The sequence below is a fragment of the Actinomycetospora sp. ABD4_176 genome, assembly GCF_056311855.1.
This window is the reverse complement of the sequence record NZ_CM149974.1, coordinates 3,428,858-3,442,127: the sequence shown is the minus strand read 5'-3', so window position 1 is coordinate 3,442,127 and position 13,270 is coordinate 3,428,858. Positions and strand designations below refer to the sequence as shown.

9 protein-coding genes are annotated in these 13,270 nt (G+C 75.3%); 7 read left to right on the top strand and 2 right to left on the bottom strand.

The genetic code is table 11. From position 1 onward, the window contains the following. Positions 1–224: 224 nt before the first annotated feature. Positions 225–398 carry a hypothetical protein gene (locus tag ACYX4T_RS16720; RefSeq protein WP_476010422.1) on the bottom strand — a complete coding sequence of 58 codons (174 nt, stop codon included), beginning with the start codon at positions 396–398 and terminating at the stop codon, positions 225–227. 141 nt (positions 399–539) lie between these two features. On the opposite strand from ACYX4T_RS16720, the gene ACYX4T_RS16715 reads away from it, so the two are divergent. Genes ACYX4T_RS16715 through ACYX4T_RS16700 form a run of 4 tightly spaced genes read left to right on the top strand, consistent with a single transcriptional unit; the run spans position 540 to position 7,510 of the window. After that, on the top strand, positions 540–2,414 hold the full coding sequence (locus tag ACYX4T_RS16715) for a dynamin family protein (protein ID WP_476010421.1): 1,875 nt from the start codon (positions 540–542) through the stop codon (positions 2,412–2,414). Continuing rightward, positions 2,411–3,979, top strand: coding sequence for a dynamin family protein (locus ACYX4T_RS16710; protein ID WP_476010420.1), 1,569 nt, complete (start codon positions 2,411–2,413; stop codon positions 3,977–3,979). The genes ACYX4T_RS16715 and ACYX4T_RS16710 overlap by 4 nt, the downstream gene beginning before the upstream one ends. Continuing rightward, positions 3,976–5,703, top strand: coding sequence for a hypothetical protein (locus tag ACYX4T_RS16705; protein ID WP_476010419.1), 1,728 nt, complete (start codon positions 3,976–3,978; stop codon positions 5,701–5,703). Before ACYX4T_RS16710 ends, ACYX4T_RS16705 begins: the two co-directional genes overlap by 4 nt. 40 nt (positions 5,704–5,743) lie before the next feature. Then, positions 5,744–7,510, top strand: a complete 1,767-nt coding sequence (locus ACYX4T_RS16700) for an Hsp70 family protein (protein ID WP_476010418.1) — start codon at positions 5,744–5,746, stop codon at positions 7,508–7,510. A 10-nt stretch (positions 7,511–7,520) separates the two neighbouring features. On the opposite strand, the gene ACYX4T_RS16695 is transcribed toward ACYX4T_RS16700, so the two are convergent. Beyond that, positions 7,521–10,151: a helix-turn-helix transcriptional regulator gene (locus tag ACYX4T_RS16695; protein WP_476010417.1), complete on the bottom strand. Its 2,631-nt coding sequence runs from the start codon at positions 10,149–10,151 to the stop codon at positions 7,521–7,523. A gap of 219 nt (positions 10,152–10,370) precedes the next feature. Here ACYX4T_RS16695 and ACYX4T_RS16690 point away from each other — a divergent pair, with 219 nt between their 5' ends. From ACYX4T_RS16690 to ACYX4T_RS16680, 3 genes are read left to right on the top strand one after another with little or no spacing between them, the layout of a single operon-like run. Beyond that, positions 10,371–11,144 (top strand): (Fe-S)-binding protein, encoded by a 774-nt coding sequence (locus tag ACYX4T_RS16690; protein WP_476010416.1) that lies wholly within the window; start codon positions 10,371–10,373, stop codon positions 11,142–11,144. Then, positions 11,141–12,616, top strand: a complete 1,476-nt coding sequence (locus tag ACYX4T_RS16685) for a LutB/LldF family L-lactate oxidation iron-sulfur protein (RefSeq protein WP_476010415.1) — start codon at positions 11,141–11,143, stop codon at positions 12,614–12,616. Before ACYX4T_RS16690 ends, ACYX4T_RS16685 begins: the two co-directional genes overlap by 4 nt. Continuing rightward, positions 12,613–13,254 carry a LutC/YkgG family protein gene (locus ACYX4T_RS16680; RefSeq protein ID WP_476010414.1) on the top strand — a complete coding sequence of 214 codons (642 nt, stop codon included), beginning with the start codon at positions 12,613–12,615 and terminating at the stop codon, positions 13,252–13,254. Before ACYX4T_RS16685 ends, ACYX4T_RS16680 begins: the two co-directional genes overlap by 4 nt. The last annotated feature ends 16 nt before the right edge of the window (positions 13,255–13,270 follow it).

Genomic DNA, 13,270 nt, shown 5'->3' with positions numbered 1-13,270 from the left:
AACCAGTTCAACCAGCAGGGCATCGCCGGTGGCGACGACTCGGGCGGGAACCTGTTCCAGAACCAGCAGGCTGCCGGCGACGGTGGGAACCAGTTCAACCAGCAGGGCATCGCCGGTGGCGACGACTCGGGCGGGAACCTGTTCCAGAACCAGCAGGCTGCCGGTGACGGTGGGAACCAGTTCAACCAGCAGGGCATCGCCGACGGCGGCTCCGACGACGGGTTCTACGGGACGTCCGCGGACACGACGTCGAGCTCGTCCAGCTCCTCGAGCACGTCGAGCACGGACAGCGACGACGGTGGCGAGGCCCTGAGGTTCGCCGACGAGGACGACGGTTCCTCGTCGAGCTCGTCCAGCTCGTCGAGCTGGGAGTCGTCGTCCGGTGAGAGCAGCTCCACGGGGTCCGACTACGAGTCGGAGAGCTCCTCGGGAGACAGCAGCGGCTCGTCCGACAGCGGGTCGAGCAGCGCCGGTGAGGACAGCGGCGCCGAGCTCGCCGGCGCCTGATCACCGCTCGACACGGCAACTCGAGGAGAACCATGTCCGGGAAGCAGGCGCCGAGCGCCGCGGCGGCGCACGCCGTCGAGACGCTCGACCTGGCCGTCAAAGGCGCCAAGGCCTACGAGCGGGACGACCTCGTGACGAGACTGTCCGGCGCTCGGCGCCTGCTGACCGACTCCACCATCACCGTGCACGTGGTCGGCGAGTTCAAGCAGGGCAAGAGCTCGCTGGTCAACGGGTTGCTCACCGCACCCGTGTGCCCGGTGGACGACGACATCGCCACCTGCGTGCCCACCGAGGTGCGCTACTCCTCCCAGGTCACGGCGAGCGCGACGTTCGAATCCGCAGCCGGTTCGGGAGGGTCGGGGTGGACCGAGGCCATCCCGCCGACCGAGATCGCGTCGTACGCCTCGGAGGCGGGCAACCCCAACAACAATCGCCGGCTCAAGGCGGTAACCGTCGGCATCGACCGGCCGCTGCTGGCCGGCGGCCTGGCGCTCGTCGACACCCCCGGGGTGGGTGGGATCGGGTCGGTCCACCACGCCGCCACCGTCGGCAGCCTCCCCCAGTCCCATGCGGTCCTGTTCGTCACCGACGTCTCCCAGGAGCTGACGGCGGCCGAGCTGCGGTTCCTGCGCACGGTGCAGGAGCTGTGCCCGACGGTGGTCCTGATCCTGACGAAGATCGATCTCTACCCGCACTGGATGCGGATCGCCGAGCTCGACCACGGACACCTGCGCCGCGCCGGGGTGGACGTGGACATGATCGCTGTCTCGTCCGAGCTCCGGTCGTTGGCCGCCGCGGCCAACGACAAGGCCCTCAACGAGGAGTCGGGGTATCCGGCGCTGGTCGCGCGCCTGGGTCGTGTCGTCAGCGGGGCCGAGGAGCTCGCTCTCGACGCCGTCGTGACCCATGTCGTGTCCGCCATCGACCAGATGGAGGCGACGGCAACCGCGCGGCGCGACGCCCTGGCCGACCCGGCCAACGCCGCTGAGCTGGTCGCCCGCCTCGCGGCGACCAAGGAGCGGGCCGACGCGCTGCGGGAGCGGTCATCGAAGTGGCAGGTCCTGCTCCAGGACGGCTTCTCCGACATCTCCTCCGACGTCGAGTTCGACCTGCGCCGTCGCTCGCGGGCGGTGCTGCACGAGGCCGAGACGGCGATCGACGACGGAGATCCGGCCAAGAACTGGGAGCAGTTCGAGGAGTGGTTGCGCGACCGCCTCGCCGGCGAGGCCATGGAGAACTACGCGCTGTTCGTGCGGCGGGCGAAGGACGTCGCGGCCACGGTCGGAGAGCACTTCGACCTCGCCGAGTCCGAGATCGTGACCGCGCGGGACGTCGCCGCGCCGGTCGACATCGTCGGCGGGCTCGCGCTCGACGTCGGCTTCACGACGAGCAAGCCGAAGGGTGCCGTCGGCGCCGCGTTCAACAAGTCCTACGGCGGCGTCCTCATGTTCACGATGCTCCCCGCGATCATGGGACTCGCCGTGCCGCTGCCCGTCGGACTGCTCGGCGGGGCGCTGCTCGGGGGCCAGGGCTTCCGGGAGGAACGCAAGCGCCAGCTCGAGCGGCGTCGCCAGGAGGCCAAGGGCGCCGTCCGCCGGGTGATCGACGACTTCAACATGCAGGTCGGCAAGGACTCCCGTGACGCGATCCGGCACGTGCAGCGCGAGCTGCGGACCTCGTGGAGCGAGCGCGTCTCCGAGCTGCAACGGTCGGCCACGGCCGCGCTGTCCGCCGCCCAGTCCGAGGCGAAGGGCGGGGAGTCGGACGCCGGGGCGCGGGAGCGGATCGAGTCCGACCTGGCGTCGCTGCAGAAGCTGCGGTCCCGCATCGAGGACCTGCGTGCCCACCTCGGGCGCGTCCGTGCGGGACGGGCGGAGTCGGCCCCGGCGGCCGGGGTGCCGGCGTGACCGGGCCGGGTTCCTCCCCGCTGTTGCACCGCGTGCGGGCGCTGCTCGGACGGGCGGTCGGTGTGTACGGCGGCGGACCGGCGGCCGAGGCGCTGCGCGGTGCGGCGGCGCGCCTCGACGAACCGTTGCGTGTCGCGATCGCCGGGCGGTTGAAGGCCGGGAAGTCCACCCTGCTCAACGCCCTGGTCGGTCAGGAGCTGGCGGCCACCGATGCCGGCGAGTGCACGCGCATCGTCACGTGGTTCCGCGACGGCCACACCTACCGGGTGATGGCCCATCCCCGGCAGGGCCCGCCGCGCCAGCTCCCCCCGGGCCCGTCGGGCAGCCTGATCGACGTCGACCTCGGTGGGTGGCGCGCCGAGGACGTCGATCGTCTCGTCGTGGACTGGCCCTCGGCCGCGCTGCGCACGCTCACCCTCGTCGACACGCCGGGCATGGACTCGCTGTCCACCGAGGTCTCCGGACGCACCGAGTCGGCACTCGGCAGCGACGGAGGTGCTGCCTCCCAGGTCGACGCGGTCGTCTACCTGATGCGCCACGTGCACGCCTCGGACGTCCGGTTCCTCGAGGCGTTCCGGGACGACCCGGCCGAGCGACGCCCGATCAACACCCTGGGTGTGCTCGGGCGCGCCGACGAGGTCGGCCACGCGCGCTCGAACGCTCTGGACACCGCGGCCCGGGTCGCGGGCCGCTACCGCGACGACCCGCGGGTGCGCGGGCTCTGCCAGACCGTCCTCCCGGTGGCCGGCCTGCTCGCGGTGACGGCCGCGACCCTGCGGGAGGACGAGTTCCGCGCGGTCGGACGGCTCGCCGCGACGCCCGAGGCGGACCGCGACCGACTGTTGCTCACCGCGGGCCGGTTCGTCGGCGCCGAGGACGGGTTCGGTCTGCCGCGCGAGCAGCGGGCTGCCCTCATCGACCGGTTCGGACTGTTCGGCCTCCGTCTGGGGGTCCGCCTCGTGGCCAGTGGCGCCGCGACCACGGCCGGTGCCCTGTCGCGCGAGCTGCTCGACCGGTCCGGGCTGGTCCCGCTGCGCGAGGCCCTCGCGACGCGTTTCGCCGCGCGCGCCGACGTGCTCAAGGCCCGCTCGGCGCTGCTGGCCGCCGACGCGGTGCTGCGCCGCTACCCCGCCGACCCGGCCTCCGGTCTCGCCCACGAGCTCGAGCAGCTCACGGCATCCGCCCACGAGTTCGCCGAGGTCCGTCTGCTCGACCGTCTCCGCGCCGGCGGCCTGATGCTCACCGACCAGGAACGACGCGACGCCGAGCGCCTCCTCGGCGCCGACGGCGTCGATGCCGGGACCCGGCTCGGGCTCGCGGTCGATGCACCCGCCCCGGACCGCCTCCAGGTCGCCCAGGCCGCTCTCTCACAGTGGCAGCGGCGCGCCGAGCACCCCACGTCCGTGCGGGAGGTCCGCGACGCCGCCCGCGTCCTGGTCCGGACCTGCGAGGGGCTCCTGCTCGACGCCGCGGGCTGGGCGTCCGCGGAAGCGCGCGGTCCGGGTGGTCCCGTGGGTCCCGCTGCGGGTGTGCCGAGCGACCGCCGGACGGGAGTCCCCCGATGAGCCGGCCCGGCGGTCCGCCGCCCGGCATGCCGGCGCACCTGTGGGAACTCGCGAAGCAGGACGCCCGGCGGGCCATCCCCGAGCGGCTGCGCCGCAAGCGCGCCGCCGGCGCCGAAGCGCCGAAGGGGGTCCGGGACCTCGCCCGTCGCGCCGCGAAGGTCGCTGCGTCGTCGGGTGCCGTGGCCGCGGCCGTCGTCCTCGGGCAGGGTGCCGGAGCCGCGGGGACGACGGATCCCACCCTGGCGGGCGCCACGGCCCCACTGGGCGGTGCCGGCCTCGCCGCGGGTCCGGTGGGCGGGGACGGCGTCGGGGCCGGGCCGGGCGTCGCGACCGGTGACGCCGGCGCGAGCGCCGGGCCCGGGAGCGAGGTCGTCGGTGGCGCCGGCAGCACGAGCGGGGGATCCCTGGCCGAGGGCCCGGTCGGCTCGGGGCTCGACACCACGTTCCGGGTGCAGGAGAGCGGCGACCCCGGCAGCGACGACTGGCTGACGGTCGAGATCTTCCAGGACGTCTCGGTCACCGAGACCGCCGACGGGATGTTCCTGGTCGACGCCGTCCAGATCATCGTCATCCGCGACGACGACGGGAACGAGTACGTCTTCAGGGAGTTCCACCAGGTCACGGTGCCCGACCCGCCGGGCCAGGAGACCGACCTGATCATCCACGAGTCCGGCTACGTCCATGTCGTCGAGAACCCCGACGGCTCGTTCACCCCCGTCACGTCCGACTACGAGCTCGAGGTCTCGTGGGGGGCCGACGGCGACGGGATCGACGAGGTCACCATCGACCAGGACGCGGTCGTGCGCCTGACCGACCGCGAGCGGGTCCCCGACGACGACGTCTCGGTGGTGCTCAGCTCGCGGGCCGTCTCGACCAGCGAGGACACCGGCGACGAGGCGACGAGCACGATCTTCCAGGACCAGCTCCTGCTCGACGGCGAGGCGCCGCCCGGCGAGGTCGCCACGGTCGTGGTCCGCGACGTCGACCCGTTCGGACCCGCGACCCTCGAGGACGCCGACGGTCGCGCGGGCGGCGGTGGTGCCGGCGGTGGGTCGAGCGGGCCTTCCGGCTCCGCGCCGCCGGCGTCCGCCGCGCCCTCCACCGTGCCGCCCGCCGCGCCCTCCACCGTGCCGCCCGCTGCTGCGACCGCCTCCGCGGCCTCCGGCGGCGCGGCGTCGGCGCCCCTCGCGAGCTCGCTCACCGCGTCCGCGCTGGGCGCCGACGGGGCGGGCGTCGCCGCCCCCGGGTGGATTCGGGACGACCCGGTGGACGGTGCCACGGACCGGGTCGGCGACGACCGGCTCGGCGCGGACCGGCTCGGCGACGACACCGGCCCGGTCCTCGGTCTCGACGAGGACGCCCCGCCGGACGTGGTGTTCGCCGGCCCGGCGCCTGACCCCACCGGCCAGACCGCACCGGGACCGGACGGCGGCGCCGCCGCCGAGGACGTCGGCGACGTCGGCGACGTCGGCGGGGACGGCGCCGTGAGGGACGCCGAGGGTGCGACCGGCGGAGGCCGGGACGGGACCGATCGGGACGGCGCGGGCGAGACCGACGGGTCCGACGGGTCCGACGGGTCCGACGGGTCCGACGGGTCCGACGGGCCGGGCGGGTCCGACGGGTCGGGCGCGACCGCGGAGCCGGCGGTCTCCGCGGAGGCCGACCCCGCCGAGGACGGCGTCGCGCCCGCGGCGTCCGACGACGCGTCCGCACTGGTGATCTGACCGCCGACGGCGGCGGGCGAAACGGAGAGGAGAGAACGTCGTGGGCTACGGACTCGGTGTCGACCTCGGCACGACCTTCACGGCGGCGGCGGTCGACCGTGACGGCCACGTCGACATGGTCCCGTTGGGGGATCGCTCGGCGGCGGTGCCGTCGGTGGTGCTGATCCGCGAGGACGGCACCGCGCTCACCGGGGACGCCGCGGACCGCCGCTCGGCCAGCGACCCCGACCGCGTCGCGCGGGAGGTCAAGCGTCGGCTCGGTGACCCGACGCCCCTCGTCCTCGGGGGCTCGCCGTACTCGCCCGCGGACCTGATGGCCCGCCATCTCGCAGACGTCGTCCGGCTCGTGACCGAGCGGGAGGGTGGGCGTCCCGAGCGGGTCACCCTCACCCATCCCGCGAACTGGGGTCCCTACAAGCGGGAGCTCTTCGGCCAGATCCCCCGCCAGGCGGGCCTGGAGCAGGTCCGGATGATCACGGAGCCGGAGGCGGCCGCGGCCCACTACGCGGCGAACGAGCGCCTCGCCGAGGGAGCTCTCGTCGCGGTCTACGACCTCGGCGGCGGCACCTTCGACGCCACCGTCCTGCGGACGGTCCCGGGCGGATTCCGCATCCTCGGGGTGCCCGAAGGCGTGGAGAACCTCGGTGGTGTCGACTTCGACGAGGCCGTGGTCGCGCACGTCGACCGGGCCGTGGACGGCGCCATCAGCGCCCTCGATCCGTCGGACCCGCGAGCCACCGCCGCGATGGTCCGGCTGCGGGCGGAGTGCGTGCTCGCCAAGGAAGCGCTGTCGGCCGACACCGAGACCGCGATCCCGGTGATGCTCCCCGAGCTGCAGACCGAGGTGCGCCTGACGCGCAGCGAGTTCGAGTCCATGGTCGCGCCGTCGGTGGGGGCGACCATCGCCGCGTTGCGCCGGGGGCTGGACTCCGCGGAGGTCGACCCCGACCAGCTCGACGCCGTCCTGCTGGTGGGCGGCTCGTCCCGGATCCCCATGGTGTCGCGCATGGTCTCGGCCGAGCTGGGACGCCCGACCGCCGTCGACGCCCACCCCAAGCACGCGATCGTCCTCGGCGCCGCCCTGCTCTCGCGCCCGGCGACGGACCGTGGGGCGTCCCCGGCCTCCGGTCCGGTACCGCGCACGGGCGCCCCCGTGGCGGGTCCGGCCTCGGGCCTGGTCCCCCGCGCCGTGGTGCCGACGCCTCCGCCGGGCGCCGGCCCTCCGCGGCGAGGGACCATGCCGGCAGGCCCGGGAGGCCCGACAGGCCCCGGAGGCCCGGCAAGCCCCGCGGGCCCGGCGGCGTCGGAGGGGCCGGACGGACCGCGGCCCACTCCCGCGGCCGGGATGCCGGCGCCACCGCTGGCGGCGCCGGACGACGGGGGCCCCGGGAGCGCCGACAGCCGCCCCCGGCGTCGCCTACCGGTCGCGGCGGCGGCGCTGGTCGGGCTGCTCCTGCTCGGCGGCGGCGGGACCTGGGCCTACACCGCCCTCTCCGGGAGCTCGCCGGTCGAGTCGGGCGACGCGGTACCCGTCGCGCCCGCCGTCGTCGGGCCCGCTCCCGACGAGTCCGCCCCCGTCGTTTCGGCCGAGCCGGCACCGACCTCGGCGGCGGGCGGCGCGCCGACCTCCGCTGCCCCGACCCGGCGGCAGACGACCACCCCGCCGCCACCGACGACGACCCGGACGACCACGCGGACCGAGAACGACCGCACGGCGAGGTCCGACACCACCGACGACGGCGCGGCGAGCGACTCCGGCACGACGGGGGGCGGCACGGGAGGTGACTCCTCCGGCGGGTCGGGATGAACGTCCCGCGTCAGCGGGGGGAGGTGAGGCCGACCACGTCCGCGAGCTCGGACCGTCCGGCGATGCCGAGCTTCGCGTAGACCGACGACAGCACGTTGTCGACCGTGCGGACCGAGACGACGAGCTGGGCGGCGATGGCCCGGCTGGTCAGGCCACCGGCGGCGAGCGAGGCGATCTCGGTCTCGCGCGGGGTCAGCTCGTCGGAGCCATCGAGCAGCGTCAATGCCGGTGTCAGCGCGCCCGGGGGCGCCCACGCGCGTGACCGTGCCGCTGAGCCCCGGGCGCGCGACAGGCGACCCACCGCGCGGTGGGCGGCGCACGCCTGCGCGGCGGCCTCCGCGGCGAGCAACGTGAACTCCCGGTCGGCGAACGCCAGGGCGGCGGCGTCGAGGGCCTCCCCGTCCGCATCGGCGACCGCCCGGGCGTGCGAGGCGTAGAGCTCGTGCAGCCGACCGTTGCCCCCGGCCGCCAGGCGATCGAGCTCCTCGACGACCGCGGGAGGTGCCTCGCCGAGCCGCACGACCGCGTGCAGCGACTGGAGGACGGCGAGGCGCCCCTCGCGGACCGGCGCGGCGAGAGCCTGCGCCACGGCGTCGCGGCGGCGTCCCTCGAGACCGTTCAGCCACACCCGGGCGCTCTGCGCCCACCCGCTGAACAGGGCGCCGCTGCCGAGCGGCTCGGCCTCGGCCAGGGCGGAGCGGGCACGTCGCACCTGGCCCAGCGAGGCCAACGACACCGCGGTCTCGGCGACCAGCGGCAGCGTGAACGGGAACTCGCTGGCCCGGACCGCCGCGGCGGCCTCCTGGAGCCAGCGCACAGCAGCCGGCAGGCGCCCCCGGCGTGCGGCGACGATGCCCAGCCAGGTCCCGGCGAGGGAGGCCGGGGAGTGGGCCGGCCCGGCGAGCGCCTCCTCGCGCAGGCGCTGCGCCACCCGCTCGGCCGCGGACAGGTCGGCGTCGAGGATGTGGGCATACCAGCGGGCGGTCCGCGTCTCGAACCCGGTCCACCCGGTCGCGGAGCCGTCCGCGCCGGCGGCCTCCGCACGCTCGGCGAGGTCAAGGGCCTCGGCGTGGTCTCCCCCGATGGCCGCCGCGAGCGCGCCCACGGCCAACGCCTGGGCCCTGACCGCGGCGTCCCCGGGGTCGGTGAGGGCACCGCACGTCCCGAGGAGCCGGCCCACGTCCGACGGGCGTCCGGCGGCCAGGTCCCGGTAGGTACGCAGGACGAGCAGGGCGGGATCGATCGGCGAGCGGCCGTCGTCGGGCTCGTCGACGTCGTCGACCACCTGCCCGGCGGTGACGAGGTCGTGGAGGCCCCAGCACAGATTGGGCACACGCAGGAGCGCGAAGCGTCGCCGGGTGCCGGCGCCCTCGGGCTCGCGCGTCCACTCCGCCATCGCCGCCGCGAGGAGACGCTCGGCGTCCTCGGCCAGGCCGAGGGCGACGAGGACCCGTCCCAGCCGCTCCGTGGTCGACGTGTCGGCGTCTCGCCCGATCGCCGCCCGCGCGAGCTGGCCGGCGAGGTGACGATCGGACGCCACAGCGGCCTCGGCGCTCGCCACGAGATCGGCCGGGTCGACGGCGGACCCCTGCGCCTCACGCCAGCACAGCAACCGGCCGCGGTCGTGGTCACGGCGCGCGCCCGTGCGCTCGAGGGCTTCGGTGAGGCGCCGGAACGCCTGGCGGGTCTGCAGCGGGCTGGCCCGGTGTCGGAGCACCTCCGCGTGCAGGGGATGGGTGAGCGACACGTCCACCCGTCGCCCTCGTTGCGTCGACGAGAGCAGCCCGTCCGTCTCCAGGCGGGCAAGGGTCCCCGGCGCGACGGACTCGACCAGCTCGCCCCCCAGCGGCTCGCCGAGGGCGACCACCGTCAGCAGGTCCCGCTCCTCGGGTGAGCGGGGGCCGATCTGGCGCTCCACGAGCTCGACCAGCCGGGGGGTGGGCCGGACCGGGCCGTCCCAGCGCCAGACCTGACCGATCCTGCGAAGGGTGCCGGCGACACGTCCCGCGTCCACGAGCTCGCGCAGGAACAGCGGGTTCCCCCGGGAGAGACGCCAGAGCTCGCGGAGGGTCCCCTCGTCGACGTGGTCGCCCAGTGCCTCTCGCACGAGGTCGTCATGGTCGGCACGCTCCAGGTCACCGACGTCGAGGCGGTCCGCGAGGCCGAGCTTCCACAGCGCGAAGACCGCGTCCGGCACCACCGTGCCGGCCGGCACCGTCAGCACCACGAACGCCTCTTCCGCCGCGGCGAGGTGCTGCAGGAGCGCCGCGGTGGTGCTGTCGAGGAGATGGGCGTCGTCGACCGCGAGGAGCAGGCGCGCGCCCTCGGCGGCGGCGACGAGGTCTCGGCGCGCCGCGAGGAGCGGGTGATCGCCCAGATCCTCACCCGACCCGGAGAGCAAGTGGCTCACGGCGCCGAGCGGGAACGCCGCGGTCGCGCTCGTCGCGATCAGCCACCGCGGGGCCCAGGAGGGCCCGCTCGTGTCCCCGGCGACGGTGGCCAGCGCGGCGCGGGCCAGCCGGGAGCGGCCGCAACCAGGCGGACCCACGACCACGACTCCGGCGCGACGGCGGGTCCGCGCGAGCGCGGCGATCGAGGAGAGCTCCTCACGCCGACCCACGAGCGGCCAGCTGTCCGTCATCGGGCCCACCCTCCCCGCGCCGACCTTCCGGCGCCCGATGTGCGAGATGTCCGGTTCATGCTCACCGTCCCTCGAGGAGGCGACAAGGGTCGGAGGTCACCTGCTACATGGCGTACGCGGCGTGCTCCCCAGGGTGATGCATGAACCAACCGTCACCTCGCTGAGCGCCACCGTGCGGGGGACACTGACCGCACCACCACCACGATCGCGAGGAGTCCGTTGCGGATCGCCCTCGTCGCCACCTGCCTCGGCGACGCGATGTTCCCGCAGGCGCCCCGGGCGACCGTCGAGCTGCTCGAGCGCCTCGGGCACGAGGTCGTCTTCCCCGCCGACCAGACGTGCTGCGGGCAGGCGCACGTCAACACCGGCTACCTCGACATGGCGCTGCCGCTCGTGCGCCACCACGTCGACGTCTTCACCGGCGCCGCCGAGGTCGTCGTCGCGCCGTCCGGGTCGTGCGTCGGGTGCGTGCGCCACCAGCACGCGATGGTCGCCCGGCGCGGCGGGGACGAGGGGCTGGCCCACGCGGCCGAGGACCTGGCCGGCCGGACCTACGAGCTCTCCGAGCTGCTCGTCGACGTCCTGGGCGTCACCGACGTCGGCGCCTACTACCCGCACCGGGTCACCTACCACCCGACGTGCCACTCGCTGCGCATGCTGCGCGTCGGCGACAAGCCGCTGCGGCTGCTGCGCGCGGTCCGCGGGCTGACGCTGACCGAGCTGCCCGACGCCGAGGTCTGCTGCGGGTTCGGCGGCACCTTCGCCGTGAAGAACGCCGAGACCTCCACGGCGATGCTCGCGGACAAGATGGCGAGCGTCCTCTCGACGCACGCCGAGGTCTGCACGGCGGGGGACACGTCGTGCCTCATGCACATCGGCGGCGGTCTGTCGCGGCTGCGCTCCGGGGTGCGCACGGTGCACCTCGCGGAGATCCTGGCCTCGACCGAGGACGCGCCCCGGGTGCCCGACGCGATCATGAGCGAGGCGCGATGACCACCACCGACCTGGGCATGCCGACCGTCGCGGCGGACCCGCACGGCCACCTGCGCGGCACCGAGACCTTCCCCGTCGCCGCGCACCGCGCCCTGGCCGACACGCAGCTGCGCCAGAACCTCGGGCACGCCACGCGCACGATCCGCGCGAAGCGGGCCGCGGTCGTCGGGGAGGTCGACGACTGGGAGGAGCTGCGCCGCGCCGGCGAGTGTGTCAAGGCCGACGTCATGGCTCGGCTGCCGGAGCTGCTCGAGCAGCTCGAGGCGTCGGTGACCGCGCGCGGCGGGGTGGTGCACTGGGCGCGCGACGCCGAGGAGGCCAACCGGATCGTCGTCGACCTGGTGGGGGAGACGGGCGCCGACGAGGTCGTCAAGGTCAAGTCGATGGCGACGCAGGAGACCGGGCTCAACGAGGCCCTGGGCGAGGCGGGGATCGCGGCGCTGGAGACCGACCTCGCCGAGCTCATCGTCCAGCTCTCCGACGACCGGCCCTCGCACTTCCTCGTCCCCGCGATCCACCGGAACCGCTCGGAGATCCGCGACATCTTCCTGCGCGAGATGCCCGACGTGGACCCGGACCTCACCGACGAGCCGCGCCGGCTCGCGATGGCCGCCCGTGCCCACCTGCGGCGCAAGTTCCTGTCGGCGAGGGTCGGCATCTCGGGGGTGAACTTCGCGGTCGCCGACAGCGGGACGATCTCGGTGGTCGAGTCCGAGGGCAACGGGCGGATGTGCCTGACGCTGCCCGACACGCTCATCACGGTCATGGGCGTCGAGAAGATCGTGCCGACCTGGTCGGACCTCGAGGTCTTCCTGCAGCTGCTGCCGCGCAGCTCGACCGGCGAGCGGATGAACCCGTACACGTCGACGTGGAGCGGGGTGACGCCCGGCGACGGCCCGCAGACGTTCCACCTCGTGCTGCTCGACAACGGCCGCTCGAACGTCCTGGCCTCGCCGGACGGGCGGCAGGCGCTGCACTGCATCCGGTGCTCGGCGTGCCTCAACGTGTGCCCGGTCTACGAGCGCGCGGGCGGGCACGCGTACGGGTCGATCTACCCGGGGCCGATCGGGGCGGTGCTGTCACCGCAGCTCACGGGCATCTCGGGCCCCGACGACGTCAACGCCTCGCTGCCCTACGCCTCGTCGCTGTGCGGGGCGTGCTTCGACGCGTGCCCCGTGCGCATCGACATCCCGCACCTGCTCGTCCAGCAGCGCGCGGCGGCCATCGACGCCCACACCCGGCCGACGGCGCAGGACGTGGCGATGCGCGCCGCCGCCGCGGCGATGGCCACGCCGGGGCGGTTCTCGCTGGCCGAGCGGGTGGTGAAGCTCGGGCGGCTGCTCGGGCGCTCGGGGCGGATCCGCTCGGTGCCGGGGCCGGGCGCGGCGGCGTGGTTCTCCGCGCGCGACATGCCCCCGCCGCCGGCGGAGACGTTCCGGGAGTGGTGGGCGCGCACCCGGGGCGGCTCGTGACCGCCCGGGAGGAGGTGCTCGCGCGGTTGCGCGCGGCACGGGACGCGGGCGGCGCGACGTCGCCGGACGTGCCCCGGTCCTACCGGCGCACCGGGTCGCGCCCGCCCGGCAGCGCGGCGGCGGTGGCGCGGCTCGACGAGACGCTGACCGACTACCGCGCGACCGTGCACCGCGTCGCCGACGAGGACGGCGTGTCGGCGGTGATCGCGCGGGTGCTGGAGGACGCCGGCGCGACGACGTTCGTCGCCCCGCCCGGGCTGCCGGCGCGCTGGCTCGCCGAGGTCACCGCCCGCGTCCGCCCCGACGACCCGCCGCTCCCGGTCGCCGAGCTCGACCGCGTCGACGCCGTGGTCACCGGGGCCGCCGTCGCGATCGCGGACACCGGGACCTTCGTGCTCGACGCGCGGGCACCGGACCAGGGCCGGCGGGCGATCACCCTCGTCCCCGACCACCACGTGTGCGTGCTGCGCGCCGAGGCCGTGGTGTCGTCGGTGCCCGAGGCCCTGGCGCGGCTGGACCCGGACGGCCCTCTGACCTTCGTCTCCGGGCCCTCGGCCACCAGCGACATCGAGCTCGACCGCGTCGAGGGCGTCCACGGCCCCCGCCGCCTCGACGTGGTGCTGGTCGGCCCCATGTGAGCAGTTACCGCCCCTA

Excerpts from the sequence above, each read along its gene's own strand:
- ACYX4T_RS16705 (WP_476010419.1), top strand. The coding sequence starts at position 3,976 with ATGAGCCGGCCCGGCGGTCCGCCGCCCGGCATGCCGGCGCACCTGTGG.
- ACYX4T_RS16695 (WP_476010417.1), bottom strand. The coding sequence starts at position 10,151 with ATGACGGACAGCTGGCCGCTCGTGGGTCGGCGTGAGGAGCTCTCCTCG.
- ACYX4T_RS16715 (WP_476010421.1), top strand. The coding sequence starts at position 540 with ATGTCCGGGAAGCAGGCGCCGAGCGCCGCGGCGGCGCACGCCGTCGAG.
- ACYX4T_RS16685 (WP_476010415.1), top strand. The coding sequence starts at position 11,141 with ATGACCACCACCGACCTGGGCATGCCGACCGTCGCGGCGGACCCGCAC.